Consider the following 16,847-nt stretch of genomic DNA (forward strand, 5'->3'; position numbering starts at 1 on the left):
AACCGTAGTGTTGCCGATTACACCATGGGGAAACACAGCAAATTGCTGTAGGCATAGCGTACCTGACGCACCCGGGTAAATCACAAATTGCGGGGCGGGGGATAGGGTAGAAGGTATGGCTCGACAAAGGATGACCGGCCGAGAACGGCGCGAACAACTCATTTCCATCGGACGCACCGCATTTGCGGAACTAGGGTTTGAAGGGGCCAGTGTCGAAGAGATCGCGGCTCGCGCCGGGGTATCCAAGCCCGTTGTCTATGAGCACTTTGGGGGTAAGGAAGGCCTCTATGCAGTCGTCGTTGACCGCGAGATGTTGGCACTGGAAAAGGTCATTACTGATTCTTTGGAAAATGGCAGCTGGCGCGAGCGCATCGAGCAGGCCGTGATGGCCATCTTGACCTATGTTGAGGAAGAAACCGATGGATTCCTCATTCTGGTGCGCGATGCCAAGCCAGGCGATGAACGCAGTTTCTCCACGCTGTTAAATTCCGCGGTAGGCCAGGTGTCTTATATTTTGCGAGAAGCGTTTGAACACCGTGGTATCCAGCCGGATTTGGCGGATATTTATGGCCAAGCGCTGGTAGGAATGGTATCTACCACGGCGCAATGGTGGTTAGATGAGCGCAACCCGGGCAAGGAAGTCGTCGCCACGCATATTGTCAATCTATGCTGGAATGGTTTGTCCGGTATGGAACTAAAGCCCAAGCTAGGAGGCAAATAGATGGCGACCCCAATGCTGGCCGGCTTGCTCAAGGTAGCAGCCTCGGACCCCAAGCTTAAGGGCATGATTTCTCATGTGGGGGAAGACCTCCACATCACAGGTTTGGATCAGTCTCGGCCGTGGGCCTTGGGAACTTTGGCCCATCACGCCCCGGTGCTGGTGGTGACCGCCACCAGCCGCGAGGCGGAAGACCTTAGCGCAGAGCTTACGGCGATGCTGGGGGAAAAGGTGGCCATGTTTCCGGCATGGGAGACACTGCCGCACGAGCGTTTGAGCCCTGGCGTCGACATCATCGGCCGCCGCGCCCAGGTTTTGCACAACTTGGACAATGTGCAGGTCATCGTCACCGCTGCCCGCGGGCTGTCCCAGCCTATCCTCAAGGAAGTGGAAGGTCGTGCTCCCATTCACATCGAAGAAGACCATGAGTATGACTTCGATGAGGTGGTCCGTGAGCTTGAGTTCCGCGCCTATAAACACGTAGACATGGTGGCCAAGCGCGGCGAGTACGCCACTCGAGGTGGCATTATCGATATTTTCCCCACCACGCTGGACTATCCGGTCCGCGTTGAGTTCTGGGGCGATGAGATTACCGATATTCGCCAATTTTCCGTAGCTGACCAGCGCACCATCCCGGAAATCGAGGTCGGCCGCGTAGATATTTTCCCTGCCCGCGAGCTTCCTATTACGGATGCTATTGCTCAGCGTGCGGCCGACCTTGCCGTCAAGCACCCCGGTAATCCCGCCTTGGTGGAGCTTTTGACCAAGGTGAGCGAGCACATTCCGGCCGAAGGCATGGAGGCGCTTTTGCCCGTGCTTTCCGACGCCCCCATGATCACCCTCCCCGAATTCCTCCGCCCCACCACTCACGTGGTGATGGTTGGCCCGGAGAAGATTCGCCGCCGCGTCGCGGATTTAGAAAAGACCGATGCTGAATTCCTGGCCGCTGGCTGGGAAGCCGCGGCCATGGGTGCTGATGGCCCATTGGCCACCGAAGGACTCGATACCGAGGCCTCGAGCTACCGCTCCTATGAATCGCTCGAGGTTTCCATCGGCGAGTCCGACCTGCCGCTGTGGACTTTCTCCCCACCGGGAATGCTTGCCGCCCCAGAAGAGGAGACCCTCCCACTCGAATTCGAGCCAGGGCCCACCCCGCGCGGCAATATCGAAGAAATCGATGCCATGATGGCCCAACTCCTCGCGCATACCAACGCCGGGGGCCGTGCGGCCTTCATTGCTCCGGCACAGGGCGCTATCAAGCGCATGGTGGATCGCTTCGCGGAAAAGGGCATCCGCACTAAGGTTGCTACCCCTGGCTGGGAGCCCACCGCCGGAGAAGTCACCCTCTATCAGGCGCTAAGCCATGCTGGATTGGTGTTCCCCAAGGTGAAAAAGCCCAAGGACGCCGAGGCCCTCCCGTTGGTCGTTGTCACCGAAACCGATCTGACCGGCAACCGCGTAGGCGATATCGCCGAAGCGAAGCGGCGCCCCGCCAAGCGCCGCAATAAGGTCGATCCGCTTGCCCTAAAACAGGGCGATTTTGTGGTGCACGAAACCCACGGCATTGGCAAATTCTTAAAGATGGCCGAACGCACCATCCAGTCCGGCGATGAGACCAGCCGCCGCGAATATATCGTGCTCGAATACGCACCCTCGAAACGTGGCCAGCCCGCCGACCAGCTCTGGGTCCCCATGGACTCTCTGGATTTGCTGAGCAAGTACACCGGCGGCGAATCGCCCCACCTGTCTAAGATGGGCGGCTCCGATTGGAAGAACACCAAGAAGAAGGCGCGCGCCGCAGTACGCGAAATTGCGGGCGAACTCGTTGAGCTTTATGCCAAGCGACAAGCAGCACCCGGCCACCAATTCGCCCCTGACAATCCGTGGCAGGCGGAGATGGAGGATAATTTCCCCTTCGTCGAAACCGAAGACCAGATGCTTGCAATCGACGCCGTCAAACAAGACATGGAATCTACGGTGCCGATGGACCGCGTCGTCGTCGGCGATGTGGGCTATGGCAAGACCGAGGTGGCCATCCGCGCTGCTTTCAAGGCCGTACAAGACGGCATGCAGGTGGCCGTTTTGGTGCCTACCACGCTGTTGGCGCAGCAGCACTTTGATACTTTCAGCGAGCGCATGACCGGCTTCCCTGTCAAGATCGAGGTGCTCTCGCGCTTTACCTCGAAGAAAGAAGCCAAAGACATCTTTAAGGGATTGGCCGATGGCAGCGTCGATATCGTCGTTGGCACGCATCGCCTCCTGCAGACCGGTGTGCACTGGAAGAACCTTGGTCTCATCGTCGTAGACGAGGAGCAGCGCTTTGGTGTGGAGCACAAGGAACATATCAAGGCTCTTAAAGCCAGCGTGGACGTGCTCACCATGTCCGCTACACCTATTCCGCGCACCTTGGAGATGTCCATGGCGGGCATTCGCGAGATGTCTACCATCCTTACCCCGCCGGAAGACCGCCACCCCGTGCTGACCTACGTCGGTGCCTATGAAGACAAGCAGGTCGCCGCGGCCATCCGCCGCGAGCTGCTGCGCGATGGTCAAACCTTCTTCATCCACAATAAGGTCTCTGATATTGAAAAGAAGGCCCGCGAGCTGCGTGACTTGGTACCTGAGGCTCGCGTCGTCGTCGCGCACGGCCAGATGAACGAGGAAGTGCTGGAGCAGACCGTCCAAGGCTTCTGGGACCGCGAATATGATGTCCTTGTGTGTACCACCATCGTGGAAACCGGCCTGGACATTGCTAATGCCAATACCCTCATTGTGGAAAACGCCCACCATATGGGCCTGTCCCAGCTACACCAGTTGCGTGGGCGCGTGGGTCGTTCCCGTGAGCGCGGCTATGCCTACTTCCTGTATCCGAAGGGCGCTACGCTTACGGAAACCTCTTATGACCGCCTAGCCACCATCGCCCAGAACAACGACCTTGGTGCAGGCATGGCAGTAGCCATGAAGGATTTGGAGATGCGTGGTGCCGGTAACGTGCTCGGTGCCCAGCAGTCCGGCCACATTGCCGGCGTTGGCTTCGACCTTTACGTCCGCCTTGTTGGCGAGGCGGTAGAAACCTTCAAATCTCTCGCTCGCGGCGAAGCTCCTACCGTGACGGATGAGGGGCCAAAAGAAATCCGTATCGATCTCCCGGTGGACGCGCATATCCCGGAGGCTTATATCGATTCCGAGCGTCTGCGCCTAGAGGTCTACCGCAAGCTTGCAGCCTCGCAAGATGACGATGATCTCAAGGCCGTTATTGAGGAAATGGAAGACCGCTTTGGCCCGCTGCCACAGGAGGTCTTACGCTTACTGTCCGTCGCCCGCCTGCGTCACCAAGCGCGCCGCGCCGGGGTATCGGATATTACTGTGCAGGGCACTCGTATCAAGTTCCACCCAGTGGAGCTGCCGGATTCCAAGCAGGTGCGCCTCAAGCGTTTGTATCCAGGATCCAGCTTCCGCGCGGCGGCGAAGGCCATCAACGTGCCATTCCCCAAGGCGGGGCGCAATGTCACCTCGCCCAAGCTGCGCGACACGGAGCTTATTCAGTGGGCGGCGGACTTTTTGAGCGCGCTTTTCGATGTCGAATCGATCACCGTCACCGGCGAGAAATCCGCCGCAGGTAGCGTCATCAGCGTAGGGGAATAGCCACTACACCGTCGACTAGGAGCGCGCCGACGAGGACGTCGGCGCCCTTGTCGGCGCGCTTAGGAAAAATCGAGCCCGATGTCTAGCACGCGTACCGAGTGGGTAAGCGCGCCCACCGCAATATAGTCCACGCCGGAGGTTCCGTACTCGTCGGCTTGGTCGAGGGTTAATCCGCCGGAGGCCTCCAGGGCCGTGGATGGGCTGCGCGCGTCGCGGCGGTGGACGGCGGTGAGGACATCGGCAAGCGCGAAGTTATCCAGCAGCACCATATCCGGGTGCAGCGGGAGCACCTCTTCGAGCTGGTCCAAGGTATCGACCTCGACCTCGCAGGCAATGTCAGGGGTATGCTCGCGCACGCGGCGCAGGGCCGTTGCCACGCTGCCACCCACGGCGAGCACATGATTGTCCTTAATCATGGCGGCGTCGCCCAAGCCCATGCGGTGGTTCGCCCCGCCGCCGGCGCGCACGGCGTATTTCTGCAGCGCGCGCAGGCCAGGCAGGGTCTTGCGGGTATCGCGCACCTGGGCTTGCTTAACGCTATTCGGGGTCCCTGTGTCCGCTGCTGCTGCGATGGCATCGACCCAACGCCGGGTCTGCGTAGCGATGCCGCTTACGTGCGAGACCATATTGAGCATGGTGCGCTCAGCGGCCAGCACGAGGAGGGTAGGCGCCTGCACCGTGGCGATGACCTGGCCTGGGGCAACGCGGTCGCCGTCGGTGGAGTGGAGGGTGATGGTAGGGGCTGGGGCATCGGCAAGCGCGGAGCCCGCGGTATCCACGCCCCACTGGGCTAAGCGCTGGGCGGTGGCCTCAAGGACCTCTTCGATAAGGCCCAAGCCTGCGATGGTGCCGGCCTCGCGCGCGGTGAACTCCGCCGTGCAGCGGGCTTCACCCGGCACCGTGGCAAGCGAGGTGTAATCCGGCCCAAAGGCGAAATCCTCCTCCAGGGCCGTGGCAATGAGCGCGGAGCAGTCCGGCAGCAGCAGGCGCTCCATCTACTCGCCCCCGCCGGGGTTGCCAATGGAAATCATGGCCTCGAGGGACTTGCGTGCCGCATTCGCGATATCTTCAGGCACAGTGACCTCATCGGTCTCTTCTACCAGGCAGCGCTCAAGGGCCGCTGGGGTGATCATCTTCATGTACTTGCACTCGGCGTGGTCATTGACGGCCTGAAAATCGATGTCCGGCGCGGCCTGGCGCAGCTGGTGGAGCATGCCGGTCTCGGTAGCAACAAGCACCTTATTCTGCGGCTGCTTCTGGGACTGGGTGATCATCTGCCCGGTAGAAAGCATGTGCACGCGATCTTGTGCCACCAAGCCTTCGTTGGCCAGGTACAACGCGGAATTGGAGCACCCGCACTCCGGGTGGATATACAGGTCCGCGTCCGGGTTATTTTGGGTCTGTTGGGTTAGCTGCTGGGCGCTAATGCCGGCGTGTACGTGGCATTCGCCGGCCCAAATGCGGATATTTTCCCGGCCGGTCTTGCGTTTTACGTAGGCACCCAAGAACTGGTCGGGGCAGAAGAGGATTTCTTTATCCGCCGGCAGTGAGTTGACCACATCGACGGCATTGGAGGACGTACAGCAGACATCGGTGAGCGCCTTGACCTCTGCGGTGGTGTTGACGTAGCTGACTACCAGGGCATCGGGGTGCTCGGCCTTCCACTCGCGCAGCTCCTCGGCCGTGATGGAATCCGCCAGGGAACACCCCGCGCGCTCATCGGGGATGAGGACCTTCTTATGTGGCGACAGGATCTTGGCGGATTCCGCCATGAAGTGCACGCCGCAAAAGACGATGATATCTGCATCGGTTTCCGCCGCCTTGCGGGACAGCGCCAGGGAATCGCCGGTGTGGTGGGCAACGTCTTGAATCTCCGGGATCTGGTAATTATGCGCCAGAATCACCGCATTGCGTTGCTCCGCTAACTCTTTGATCCGCTCCGCCCAGGCCTTTCCTGCCGCGGGGTCCGAACCGGTATGAGTAGCAGATGGCATGACGCTAGCATTGGTTTGAGTCACAAGTGCTCCAAAGAAGTGATAGTCACAGGAATTAGTGGGGTGTTATAACCGTACTAAACTGTCTGTGCGCAAGACCACTTGCGATGGCGGGGTGAGGGTATCGACCTGGCCCGGCTGGCGGGGCAGGTGATTAGAGCTCCAGCGATCCTTGGGCGAGGCCGACCGCGGCGACGGTGGCGGCCACCAGCACCACGATGACGATTGACCACTCAAATCCATTAAAAAGCTTCTCGCGGCGCGATAGGCGGGTGAGCACGTACGGGATAATTCCCGGCACGACGGCGAGGGCGCCAAAGAGAATATAAACCGGGTCGGCGGCATAAATGAGCCACAGCGAGTACACGAAGGCCACCAGCGCGATGCCAAAGTGGCGCCGGTTTTCGCGTCTGGGAATATCCGGCCCAGAGAGATCGAACCGCGTTCCGGCGTGCGGGTGGGTCACACCCTTGCCCCGTATCGCTAGCAGCAGCAGATACAGCGAAGAGAAGATATAGGGCAGGAGGTACATGATGGTGGCGAGCTGCACCATCGCGGCATAAGAAGCCTCGTTGACGTAGAAGACGACGATGAAGATCTGGATGGCAGAGGTGGAAATCAGCTGGGCTACCCACGGGGCGCCGGCCACATTGATGGTGCCGATACGGCGGGGGATAAGGCCATCGATGGCCATCATGACGATGGGCTCAGCGCACAGCATTTGCCAGGAAACGTAGGCGCCGAGGACCGAGAGGCACAGGCCGATGGAAATCAGCGCGCCGCCCCAAGGGCCGACGACCTCTGTGAGCACCGAGGCCATGGAATTATCCGGCAGCGCGGCCAACTCCTCCTTCGTCATTACGCCAAAGCTCAACGTGGAAACCGAGACCAAGAGCGCCAGCACGGAGACGAAGCCAATGACGGTGGCGCGGCCAACATCGGTGCGCTTAGCGGCCTGCTTGGAATAGACGGAGGCGCCCTCAACACCGATAAAGACCCAGACTGTAAAGAGCATGATGCCTTGGACCTGCTCAAAGACGCTGGCCTCGGAAGCGCGTCCCCAGAAATCCACGGTGAATTTATCCCAGCTGAACCCGAGGAAAGCAATGAGCACCACGAAGGCCAGGATGGGCACGATCTTGGCAATCGTGGTGATGAGGTTCATGAAGGCGGCCTGCTTGATGCCGCGGGCGAGTACCGCGAAAATTCCCCACGACAAAAGGGAGACGGCGATGGCGGAGGACCAGTAATGGTCGGCGTCGAAAAGCGGCAGGTAATGGCCCAGCGTATTGAAAAAGAGGGTGGCATACCCCACCTGCGCCATAACGGAGCCCAGCCAGTAACCCCAGCCCGAGGTAAAACCAATAAAATCGCCGAGGCCGGCGCGCACATAGGAATAGACGCCAGAATCAAGGTGCGGCTTGCGGCGGGCCAAAATCTGGAACACAAAAGCCACGGAGAGCATGCCGACGCCCGCTACCAGCCAGCCAATGAGCATCGCGCCTGGGCCGGCAACGGAGGCAATGTTTTGCGGCAGCGAGAAAATACCCGCGCCAACGGTGGAACCGATAATGAGCGCGACGAGGGTCCACAACGTCACGGAGTGGGATTTATTCTGGCTGGAGGTCATTGGCCTAAAATACCTTGAATAGCCCCATAATGGGAACTCGGGCTAGACTTTGTGCACATGACTGTGCTGTTGCTCGATGAACGTTGGCCCACGATGATCCCCATGCAAGCACACGGGAAGCTACGCGGCCCCGTTTACTTCACCGGTGAAGTTCCCGTTTCCGTGCGGTGGAATTTTTCCGATCTCCTCGTAGGGGAAGATTCCATCGGAACCTTAGTCAGCACCGACGAATGTGATCCTGAAACCCGCGCTCGCATAGCTACTGGGGAGTCGGTCATTCGGGCCGAATCCCTCGCGGATCCTGTCATGCAGGCGCGCCAGACTATGGCCACTGCGCGGCGCATTGGTGAATGGGAGCGTGAACAAACCCATGCCTCCCTTTTGCCCTACCTTGAGGAAGAGTCCGCCGAATTCGCCGCGGCCGTGCGCAATCGTGAGCCGGAAAGCGAGATTCTCAAGGAGCTGGGCGATATCTTCCTGCAGATACTTTTCCATGCGGAAATCTCTGCCTTTTCGCTTGACGACGTCGCCCAGAGCTTCGTCACCAAAATGCGCGCCCGCGCCCCTTACCTTTTTGATGGCACGGCTGAGATAGTCGATGTTGACACGCAAGAGCGGCTGTGGCGCGCCGGCAAGGAGATGTAGGATAGCTTCCCATGAAGAGGCTGCTGCAGATATTCGGGGGCTGCGGGGTAGCCGTAGTCGTGATCATCGCGCTAGTAGCATGGCTATTGACTGGGCACGGTACTTCTCAGCAGCCCGTACCTGAAAACATCCCGCCCGTTGAAGGTAAAGAGGTCGCGCACATTGACGTCAATGCGCCCGGACGCACCGCAGATAAACTCACCTACTGGGCCTCTGACTTAGCTGATCGCACTGGCATCCCGCCGGCCGCCCTGCGTGCCTATGGCAATGCTGAGCTCATTGCTCAGCAAAAGTGGCCCAATTGCCACCTGCGTTGGAATACCCTTGCCGGCTTGGGCTATGTAGAAACACGCCACGGTACCTATAACGGCAATTGGTTTAAGCACTCCAAGCTTGACGACGCCGGCTACCCCCAACCCCCCATCAACGGCATCGCCCTCGATGGCCTGAACAACACGGCCCACACCCCAGACACCGATAACGGCGAAATCGATGGAGACTCCGAATACGATCGCGCCGTAGGCCCAATGCAATTTATCCCCACCACGTGGGAAGCGGTGGGCGCTGATGCCAATGGTGATGGGAAGGCTGATCCCAACCAAATCGATGACGCCGCTGTTGGGGCGGCCGGACTTTTGTGCTTCGGTGACAGAGATCTCTCTAATCCAGATCAATGGAAGGAAGCAATCCTAAATTACAATCAGTCCAGCGACTATTTACATAAGGTTGCGCACGCCGCCAATGCTTACTCAGTTCCACAAAGTGCCAAGTAGTGTCACACGGCAACGTTTTCTGCAACAATTGAGAACGTGGCTGGGCCGGCTGGTCCAGAGCGAACATTTTGATGAGGAGTGAAGAACAGCATGGCTGATATCATCCACACTTTCGCCCGCGAGATTCTCGATTCCCGTGGCAACCCAACCGTTGAGGCAGAGGTATTCCTTGACGATGGCGCCCGCGGCGTAGCAGGCGTTCCTTCCGGTGCCTCTACCGGCGTGCACGAGGCCCATGAGCTGCGCGACGGCGGCGAGCGCTACCTGGGCAAGGGTGTTTTGAAGGCTGTTGAGAATATCAATGAGAAGATTTCCGATGAGATTGCTGGCTTCGAAGCTGACGATCAGCGCCTCATTGACCAAGCATTGATTAGGCTGGACGGTACCGATAACAAGTCTGAGCTGGGCGCTAACGCTATCCTGGGCGTTTCCATCGCCGTAGCCAAGGCCGCCGCAGAGTCCGCTGCACTGCCGCTGTACCGCTACATCGGTGGCCCCAATGCTCACGTACTGCCAGTGCCGATGATGAATATCCTCAACGGTGGCGCACACGCTGACTCCGGCGTTGACGTCCAGGAATTCATGATCGCCCCGATTGGTGCTGAGTCCTTCGCTGAAGCTCTGCGCATGGGTGCCGAGGTCTACCACGCACTGAAGGCAGTGCTGAAGGACAAGGGCCTATCTACTGGTCTGGGTGATGAGGGTGGCTTCGCTCCTTCCGTTGATTCCACCAAGGCTGCTCTGGACGTCATCGTTGACGCCATTAAGAAGGCTGGCTACGAGCCGGGCAAGGACGTAGCCCTCGCGCTCGATGTTGCTTCCTCCGAGTTCTTCAAGGACGGTAAGTACCACTTCGAAGGCGGCGAGCATACCGCTGAAGAAATGTCCAAGGTTTATGAGGAACTCATCGATGAGTACCCGATTGTCTCCATCGAGGATCCTCTGCAAGAAGACGATTGGGACGGCTACACCGCCCTTACCACCGCCATTGGCGAAAAGGTACAGATTGTTGGCGATGACTTCTTCGTTACCAACCCTGCCCGTCTGCAGGAAGGTATTGAGAAGAAGGCTGCCAACGCACTGCTGGTGAAGGTAAACCAAATCGGTACCCTGACCGAGACCTTCGATGCCGTCGAGCTGGCTCACCGCAATGGCTACCGCACCATGATGTCCCACCGCTCCGGTGAAACCGAGGACACCACCATCGCTGATCTGGCTGTCGCACTGAATTGTGGTCAGATCAAGACCGGTGCTCCAGCCCGCTCCGAGCGCGTAGCTAAGTACAACCAGCTGCTGCGCATCGAGCAGGAGCTGGGCGACGGCGCAGTCTATGCTGGCCGCTCCGCATTCCCACGCTTTAAGGCTTAATCGCCTCCTTGTGTAGCGCCCTCGTATTACTGCGGGGGCGCTTTCGCATGTCCAGATATTGTTGCCAAGTTTGCTTCCAATTCACGGTGCGCGGTGCCAAAGGTCCTTGGGCGCGATCAATCTCGAAGGTGCCGTCCGAAAAGAGCCAGACGACGTCCCCACTGATCGGATCCATGATGTACCGCGCTCTTCCATCGGTCTTCACGTTGTGGTGGTGCTGACACAGCGTTACCAAATTATCGACGCTCGTCGGTCCACCGTCGGCATACTCCACTCGATGATCGAGCTGGCAATAATGCGCTGGCATTGAGCACCCTGGCCAGCGACATGTGGCATCGCGACCGTGGACCCATGTTCTGATTTGTTCGGTGGGAACGTAAGAAGAAGTTTCTTGCGGGCACAGCTCACGAGTCATGGAGTAACTATTTAATTGCTCCGTAAGTACGCACCACCCCGCCGAAGGGATATACACCCGAGATGCATCATCGCCAGATGCATAAGTATTAATTACTACCTTTGTCTGGGTTCGGTTAAAGATTAACGCCTCCAAAGCCTCTGGTTTGGTGATGTTTTTCTTTCGCGCTGCTTTGTCGATATGGCGGGATATAGCGCTGGCGGTGGCTTTATCCGTTTTTAATGTGATGGTGGCTTGGCCTTTGGAATAGGAGATGGAAACGGATCGCTCGATTTCCTTTTCAATATCTGGCATGAGTATCCCGTCGATATAGTCACGCAAGAACCTCCGGATTTCGGATTCTGTGGGGACATGCTGAGCAGGTTCCTTTGGGGTAAGGAAGTCCGCGAGGGCGGCATCGACTAGTTGGATGCTTTCTGCGTCGTCGCCAAGCGGGGCAAGTTCGGCATCAATTACGTGCAGCCGCGGGAGGTCTAGGATCCAATGTTCGGTTTGCACCGCTGTGGTCAATGGCAATTCCTGCATGCGTAGGTGGGAGCGGAGCGCGGATAGAACTCGCCAGTAACTCAGACCCACACGCTTAGATAGAGCGGCGGTGGTGCATTCGACATCGTCCTCTAATCGTGGAAGCACAGATTGGTACAACTGCCAAGATTGAATGCGCTGGAGCAAGGCCAGGAGGCAGACGGTGTCGTCGAGGTTATTGGTGGAAAAATAGGCCTTCTTTGACGGTGTGTCGGTAGCTGTCACAAAATAGTCCCCCTGAAATAAATCGCACACCTAATCGAATTTACGTCCCTTAGTCTAAAGCACTCATTCGAGTCCTGCAAGGCCAAAAGCGAAATTGTGTGCGAAATTGCAGGGGAGGGCTAGAGGCTGAAGATAGCGTCAGCGACTGCTTCGAGTTCTTTATCGGTGTATTTATCACCGCATGTTGCCAGAGAGCCAACACTGGCCATGTATAGGCTGAATAGCCTGTCTTCAGGAGGGGCATCGGCTGATATATCAAGCGCTTCGTAGGCGGGGGCGTATTTCTGATCAAACTCTTCGGGCTTGGCGGCAAGCTCCGCAAGTGCGCCTTCGCCATGGGTTAGCAAATACTTGGCGTCGTCCAGGATCTGATCATTGTTGCAAGCAACAGCACCCGCCTTCTTCAGGGTCGTGGCATTGACCTCGTAGCTGGTGGGGCCTTCTTCGGCCTCGGAAGCTCCGGAGGCGAACACATTCAAATAGTAGTCCGGAATCGTCCCATGCTCTTTGATGTGGTAGATGAAGCCGCTCTTGGTATTGAGATCGTAGCTTCTGCTTGTGGTGGTGGGAACCTCGCTGCTGGTAGTGCTGTTGGGCGTGGAGGATTTAGTCTGGGCGGTAGATTCTTCCTCTTGGTCGGAAATGCTGCAGGCGCTCAGTAGAGTGCCGACGGCTACTAGTAGAAGAAGGCGCTTGAGGGGCATGACTATTCCTTAAGTGAGGGGAATATGATTCGAGCCTTTAGCTCGTGTGCATGGACGCCGCGACCTTTTCCAGTTCTTCATCGCTGAACTCATCGCCACAGGACATAACAGCCCCCAGCGGGGTCATCGCTGCGGCCATATACTTGTCATTATCAGGTGCGTCATCGGGGATGTCGAGGGCCTCAAAAACGTCACCATATTTTTCATCGGGTCCGCCTGCTGACGTTACAGCTTTACCTAGCTTGTCCGTATCGCCTTGGAAGAAGTCCTTTGCGATTTGCAGCAGTTCGTCATTCTTACAGGTAACTTCGCCGGCCTTCTTGACGGACGCTGCGTTGGCTTCAAAGCTCTCCGGCTTATCGTTCCCGTCTAGCTCCTTAGCATCGTGGTCGATGTAATCATCTGGCAGGGTCTTATATTCCTTGAGGTAGTCGGCCATGCCGTCTTGGGTGCTTAGATCGTAATCGTCGCCGTAGACGGGATACTCACCGTCTTGGGCAGAGGGACTGCAGCTGGCGAGAAATAGGCTTGCGGTAAGTACGGGTAGGAGGCGCTTGAGGGACATAAAAATTCCTTACTGGGAGGGAGAATTTCTTTTAGTGTACCCAAAATGCGCGTGCCAAGTCTCTGTTACAGGAGTGACGACGCTAGGATTGGAAACCTATGGCACGCGAAAGAAAGATGCAGCGAAACCGGAGCCGCACTAGGGTTCCGGTAGCCTCGCGTGCTGCAGATGTCCGTAAAGCTCAGCACGCACAACTAAAGCAGAAGCAAAAGCCAGACCGGATGAGTATCGCCGGAGTAGGCGTGATCATGGCTATCGTGCTGGTTGTATTGCTGGTTATCGCTGTTCCCCTGCGCAATTACTATCATGGCCGGTCCGAAATTGCCCGCTTGAATGAGTCAATCGCTGCCAAGCAAGATGAAAAAGCTGCTTTGCTGGAAAAGATTGATAAATATAAATCCGATGAGTACATCAAGCAGGAGGCGCGGCGCCGATTCGGGGTTGTTGATGAGGGCGAAACTGCCTATCGCATCATTGACCCGCAGATTAAGCCGGAAGACCAGCTCACCACAGACGGTCAGAAGGAAGAAGATTCCCGCGACTGGTATGAGGTCTTGTGGGATTCCGTGGCTGAACCCCCTAAAGAAGAAGCGCCATCCGAGCAGGTAAATCATCTTCCGATTGAGCCGGCACCGGAAGAGAAAGCGGATGTGCGATAATTGTCCGCATGACCGTCACTGATGCAGACATCGCTGTAGTAACTGAGCAATTGGGCCGCACTCCGCGCGGAGTGCTGGCGATTTCTTATCGCACGCCAGATGGCCAGCCTGCGGTGATTAAGACAGCGCCCAAGCTTGCCGACGGCACTCCATTCCCCACCCTCTATTACCTCACCGACCCACGGCTTACGGCCGAAGCTTCACGCTTGGAAGTTGCCCACGTCATGAAGTGGATGGAATCCCGACTGCGTGAGGATGAGGACTTGGCTGCTGATTACCAGCGTGCACATGAATACTTTTTGTCCAAGCGCAATGACATCGAAGATCTCGGCACCGATTTCTCCGGTGGAGGTATGCCGGATCGCGTGAAGTGCCTGCACGTGCTCATTGCCTACGCCCTGGCTGAGGGGCCGCAGCATTTCCGGTTGGGAACTGAAGCGGTAGCTATGGCCGCCGACCATGGCAAGCTTCGAGGAAGTGCTATCCCCCAGGATTGGCCCACGGTAGAAGATTTGGGAATTGACCTAGCGCAGTTCGATTTTTCTAACGCGGAATAGGAGGAATGCTATGACTCGCGTTGCTGCGATTGATTGCGGAACAAATTCGATTCGCCTGCTCATCTCTGAAGTTCAAGATGATGGCAAGGTCCGCGATATTACTCGTACGATGGAAATCATCCGTCTGGGAGAGGGCGTGGATGCCACAGGTGAAATCGCCCCTGCGGCTCTTGACCGTGCACGCGTGGCCCTGGAGGGCTATGTTCGCCAAATGAAGTTTGAAAAGGTCTCCCGGGTGCGGATGGTCGCTACCTCTGCTACTCGCGATGCTAAGAATCAGAAGGAATTCTTCGATATGACCGCTGAGCTGCTCGGCCAAATCCAGCCAGGTGCTCAGGCAGAAGTTGTTTCGGGTGAGGAAGAGGCCCTGTTGTCCTTTAATGGCGCTGTGGCCGATTTAGAGCCAGACCGCGGTCCCTTTTGCGTGATTGATCTGGGCGGCGGCTCGACTGAGTTCGTTGTAGGAACGGCGGATGGCGAAATCTTGGGTACTCATTCGGCGCGCATGGGGTGCGTCAGGCTGACCGAGCGCATCATGCGCACCGATCCACCTACCGAATCGGAGATCGAGATCGCTTCGGAGTACGTCGGTGAGCGAACAGCCGAGGTCGAGGACATAGTACCTATTTCTAAGGCTCGTACCATCGTCGGCTGTGCGGGCACTTTCACCACACTGTCCGCACTGGCGCAAGGCCTCGAGCGTTACGATGCCGATGCCATTCACGGCTCTGAGCTCCGTTTCGGTGCCCTGCGCGTGCTCTTGCAGCAGCTTATTGCCCTGCCTTCCGACGTCCGCGCCCTCAACCCCGTCATTCACCCCGGCCGTGCCGATGTCATCGGCGGTGGGGCAGTAGCAGTGGAAGGTATCATGCAACTAATCGAGCGAAATTGCGCTGCGCGTAGTTTCTTCATTAGTGAAAAGGACATTCTCGACGGCATTATTGCAGGTCTCGCTGAAGAGGGTACCCCTCGTTAACTCTTGCGGGGGAAGGTAGCCTAAAATATTCCTTGCCTTGCCCCCATAGCCCAATCGGCAGAGGCAGTCGACTTAAAATCGATTCAGTGTGGGTTCGAGTCCCACTGGGGGCACCGTGTGAAGTCTCGAGACATCGTTCCTATGGTGTCTCGAGATTTTGTTTTGGTAAGTCTCCACAGCCTTTATGCGGAAACTGTTCGCAAAACTTTTAGCTACATGGAAAGACTGCGGAACTTTATAGGGCGGTGTCTCGTTGAACAGGATGAGATAGCTAAATTGCACCTCTCTTAGAAAGGACAACCGTGCGTTCAAGCAATCCGGTAATGAGTTCTCTGACCGAAAATAGTACCCGCCAAAATTCTGGATACGGGGACGAAGCTGCTCGTCCAATGACCGTGGATGACGTCGTCACCAAGACAGGCATCACCCTCGGCGTCATCATCGTCGCCGCAGCCATCAATTTTGGGCTGGGAATGGTAAATCCAGGTATTGCCATGGCTTTGACTCTGGTCGGTGGCATCGGTGGCTTCATTACTGTGCTGGTTGCTTCTTTTGGCAAGAAGTGGGGTTCTGCTGCGGTCACACTGATTTACGCCGTATTTGAGGGACTATTCGTTGGTGGCTTCTCCTTCATGTTTGCCAATGTGAACTTCCAAGGTGAAGGCGGAATGGCAATCATCGGCCAGGCAATCGTTGGAACCATTGGTGTATTCATCGGCATGTTGATCGTGTACAAGACCGGTGCAGTTAAGGTGACCCCGAAATTCACCAAGATCCTCTTCGGCTTGGTCGCCGGAGTTGCTGTCATGGCGTTGGTTAACTTCTTGGGCGCAATCTTCTTCGACTTCAACCCTTTGCGTGATGGCGGCCCGATTGCCATTATCTTTTCACTTGTTTGCATCGTTCTTGGTGCGCTGTCCTTCCTGACTGACTTTGATCAGGCTGACCGTATGATCCGTGCCGGCGCTCCCGCTAGCAATGCTTGGGGCGTAGCTCTCGGCCTCGCTGTGACCTTGGTCTGGCTCTACACTGAGATTCTTCGTCTCTTGAGCTATTTCCAGCGAGACTAATCAGCTTTTCACGTAGGCCCGCACTGAGATGCGGGCCTTTTTGCTGCCATAAAACGCTTACAAGCGTGTAATTAGTGGGGTAGTTCGGGGGATAAAGTGAGGGTTTAGGCTTTATTTGGTCTAGAAGGGTGGTCTCAGGAGTAGTACAGCTAATAAGCAGGAAACTTCGCCTTTTAGGCGTTATGGATGTGACATATGGGGCGAATAATTTTGTTAAATCGCCGTTAACCTTCTTGGTTGCGTAGAAAATTCGTGGAGTTCCGTGCATGCTGTGTACCGGAACAGGAAAACGAAGTGAAGAGGGCGGAATCAAGCGGTGGATGCGCCACGCTTGAATAGTTCGTTAAGTATTTCACGTGGGGTTGCGCCGCCGAGGAT

15 protein-coding genes and 1 tRNA gene are annotated in these 16,847 nt (G+C 57.1%); 10 read left to right on the forward strand and 6 right to left on the reverse strand.

What is annotated here, in order from left to right:
• The first annotated feature begins 115 nt into the window (after positions 1-115).
• Together QP990_RS08320 and mfd are read left to right on the forward strand one after the other, a co-directional pair.
• Positions 116-721: a TetR/AcrR family transcriptional regulator gene (locus QP990_RS08320; RefSeq protein ID WP_200287858.1), complete on the forward strand. Its 606-nt coding sequence runs from the start codon at positions 116-118 to the stop codon at positions 719-721.
• Entirely contained in the window at positions 722-4,363 is a 3,642-nt protein-coding gene (gene mfd / locus QP990_RS08325; RefSeq protein WP_284799049.1) for a transcription-repair coupling factor, read from the forward strand.
• A 59-nt stretch (positions 4,364-4,422) separates the two neighbouring features.
• On the opposite strand, the gene nadC is transcribed toward mfd, so the two are convergent.
• The 3 genes from nadC to QP990_RS08340 all read right to left on the reverse strand — a co-directional run bounded on the left by nadC (position 4,423) and on the right by QP990_RS08340 (position 7,987).
• On the reverse strand, positions 4,423-5,358 hold the full coding sequence (gene nadC, locus QP990_RS08330; protein WP_023021914.1) for a carboxylating nicotinate-nucleotide diphosphorylase: 936 nt from the start codon (positions 5,356-5,358) through the stop codon (positions 4,423-4,425).
• A complete protein-coding gene (gene nadA / locus QP990_RS08335; RefSeq protein WP_023021913.1) occupies positions 5,359-6,381 on the reverse strand; it encodes a quinolinate synthase NadA in 1,023 nt (340 codons plus the stop codon).
• Positions 6,382-6,511: 130 nt separating this feature from the next.
• Complete coding sequence (locus tag QP990_RS08340; RefSeq protein WP_023021912.1) at positions 6,512-7,987, reverse strand: amino acid permease; 1,476 nt, start codon at positions 7,985-7,987, stop codon at positions 6,512-6,514.
• 57 nt (positions 7,988-8,044) lie between these two features.
• On the opposite strand from QP990_RS08340, the gene QP990_RS08345 reads away from it, so the two are divergent.
• The 3 genes from QP990_RS08345 to eno all read left to right on the forward strand — a co-directional run bounded on the left by QP990_RS08345 (position 8,045) and on the right by eno (position 10,773).
• Complete coding sequence (locus QP990_RS08345; protein ID WP_248099067.1) at positions 8,045-8,632, forward strand: MazG nucleotide pyrophosphohydrolase domain-containing protein; 588 nt, start codon at positions 8,045-8,047, stop codon at positions 8,630-8,632.
• An 11-nt stretch (positions 8,633-8,643) separates the two neighbouring features.
• On the forward strand, positions 8,644-9,405 hold the full coding sequence (locus QP990_RS08350; RefSeq protein ID WP_049361510.1) for a lytic transglycosylase domain-containing protein: 762 nt from the start codon (positions 8,644-8,646) through the stop codon (positions 9,403-9,405).
• A 90-nt stretch (positions 9,406-9,495) separates the two neighbouring features.
• Complete coding sequence (gene eno, locus QP990_RS08355) at positions 9,496-10,773, forward strand: phosphopyruvate hydratase (protein WP_239205311.1); 1,278 nt, start codon at positions 9,496-9,498, stop codon at positions 10,771-10,773.
• Here eno and QP990_RS08360 read toward each other — a convergent pair.
• The 3 genes from QP990_RS08360 to QP990_RS08370 all read right to left on the reverse strand — a co-directional run bounded on the left by QP990_RS08360 (position 10,763) and on the right by QP990_RS08370 (position 13,207).
• Positions 10,763-11,938, reverse strand: a complete 1,176-nt coding sequence (locus tag QP990_RS08360; RefSeq protein WP_284799053.1) for an HNH endonuclease signature motif containing protein — start codon at positions 11,936-11,938, stop codon at positions 10,763-10,765. The two genes, eno and QP990_RS08360, sit on opposite strands and share 11 nt — an antisense overlap.
• Before the next feature lie 119 nt (positions 11,939-12,057).
• On the reverse strand, positions 12,058-12,642 hold the full coding sequence (locus tag QP990_RS08365) for a hypothetical protein (protein WP_200287846.1): 585 nt from the start codon (positions 12,640-12,642) through the stop codon (positions 12,058-12,060).
• A gap of 37 nt (positions 12,643-12,679) precedes the next feature.
• Positions 12,680-13,207, reverse strand: coding sequence for a hypothetical protein (locus QP990_RS08370; protein WP_023021906.1), 528 nt, complete (start codon positions 13,205-13,207; stop codon positions 12,680-12,682).
• 98 nt (positions 13,208-13,305) lie between these two features.
• Between QP990_RS08370 and QP990_RS08375 the strand changes: the two genes are divergently transcribed.
• The 5 genes from QP990_RS08375 to QP990_RS08395 all read left to right on the forward strand — a co-directional run bounded on the left by QP990_RS08375 (position 13,306) and on the right by QP990_RS08395 (position 16,469).
• The gene (locus tag QP990_RS08375) at positions 13,306-13,866 is read left to right on the forward strand and encodes a septum formation initiator family protein (protein ID WP_200287844.1); all 561 of its coding nucleotides are present in this window, start codon (positions 13,306-13,308) and stop codon (positions 13,864-13,866) included.
• 8 nt (positions 13,867-13,874) lie between these two features.
• Positions 13,875-14,423, forward strand: coding sequence for a DUF501 domain-containing protein (locus QP990_RS08380; protein WP_200287842.1), 549 nt, complete (start codon positions 13,875-13,877; stop codon positions 14,421-14,423).
• Positions 14,424-14,433: 10 nt separating this feature from the next.
• Positions 14,434-15,399 carry a Ppx/GppA phosphatase family protein gene (locus tag QP990_RS08385; protein WP_284799057.1) on the forward strand — a complete coding sequence of 322 codons (966 nt, stop codon included), beginning with the start codon at positions 14,434-14,436 and terminating at the stop codon, positions 15,397-15,399.
• Positions 15,400-15,438: 39 nt separating this feature from the next.
• A tRNA-Leu gene (locus QP990_RS08390) sits at positions 15,439-15,512 on the forward strand.
• Between the two features lie 210 nt (positions 15,513-15,722).
• Positions 15,723-16,469 carry a Bax inhibitor-1/YccA family protein gene (locus QP990_RS08395; RefSeq protein WP_275434289.1) on the forward strand — a complete coding sequence of 249 codons (747 nt, stop codon included), beginning with the start codon at positions 15,723-15,725 and terminating at the stop codon, positions 16,467-16,469.
• Positions 16,470-16,847 lie beyond the last annotated feature (378 nt).

It is taken from the genome of Corynebacterium sp. MSK071, assembly GCF_030232125.1.
GTDB classification, from domain to species: Bacteria; Actinomycetota; Actinomycetes; order Mycobacteriales; family Mycobacteriaceae; genus Corynebacterium; species Corynebacterium kefirresidentii.

Excerpts from the sequence above, each read along its gene's own strand:
- QP990_RS08350 (WP_049361510.1), top strand. The coding sequence starts at position 8,644 with ATGAAGAGGCTGCTGCAGATATTCGGGGGCTGCGGGGTAGCCGTAGTC.
- QP990_RS08375 (WP_200287844.1), top strand. The coding sequence starts at position 13,306 with ATGGCACGCGAAAGAAAGATGCAGCGAAACCGGAGCCGCACTAGGGTT.
- QP990_RS08320 (WP_200287858.1), top strand. The coding sequence starts at position 116 with ATGGCTCGACAAAGGATGACCGGCCGAGAACGGCGCGAACAACTCATT.
- QP990_RS08385 (WP_284799057.1), top strand. The coding sequence starts at position 14,434 with ATGACTCGCGTTGCTGCGATTGATTGCGGAACAAATTCGATTCGCCTG.
- nadC (WP_023021914.1), bottom strand. The coding sequence starts at position 5,358 with ATGGAGCGCCTGCTGCTGCCGGACTGCTCCGCGCTCATTGCCACGGCC.
- QP990_RS08370 (WP_023021906.1), bottom strand. The coding sequence starts at position 13,207 with ATGTCCCTCAAGCGCCTCCTACCCGTACTTACCGCAAGCCTATTTCTC.
- eno (WP_239205311.1), top strand. The coding sequence starts at position 9,496 with ATGGCTGATATCATCCACACTTTCGCCCGCGAGATTCTCGATTCCCGT.
- mfd (WP_284799049.1), top strand. The coding sequence starts at position 722 with ATGGCGACCCCAATGCTGGCCGGCTTGCTCAAGGTAGCAGCCTCGGAC.
- QP990_RS08395 (WP_275434289.1), top strand. The coding sequence starts at position 15,723 with ATGAGTTCTCTGACCGAAAATAGTACCCGCCAAAATTCTGGATACGGG.
- QP990_RS08340 (WP_023021912.1), bottom strand. The coding sequence starts at position 7,987 with ATGACCTCCAGCCAGAATAAATCCCACTCCGTGACGTTGTGGACCCTC.
- QP990_RS08380 (WP_200287842.1), top strand. The coding sequence starts at position 13,875 with ATGACCGTCACTGATGCAGACATCGCTGTAGTAACTGAGCAATTGGGC.
- QP990_RS08345 (WP_248099067.1), top strand. The coding sequence starts at position 8,045 with ATGACTGTGCTGTTGCTCGATGAACGTTGGCCCACGATGATCCCCATG.
- QP990_RS08365 (WP_200287846.1), bottom strand. The coding sequence starts at position 12,642 with ATGCCCCTCAAGCGCCTTCTTCTACTAGTAGCCGTCGGCACTCTACTG.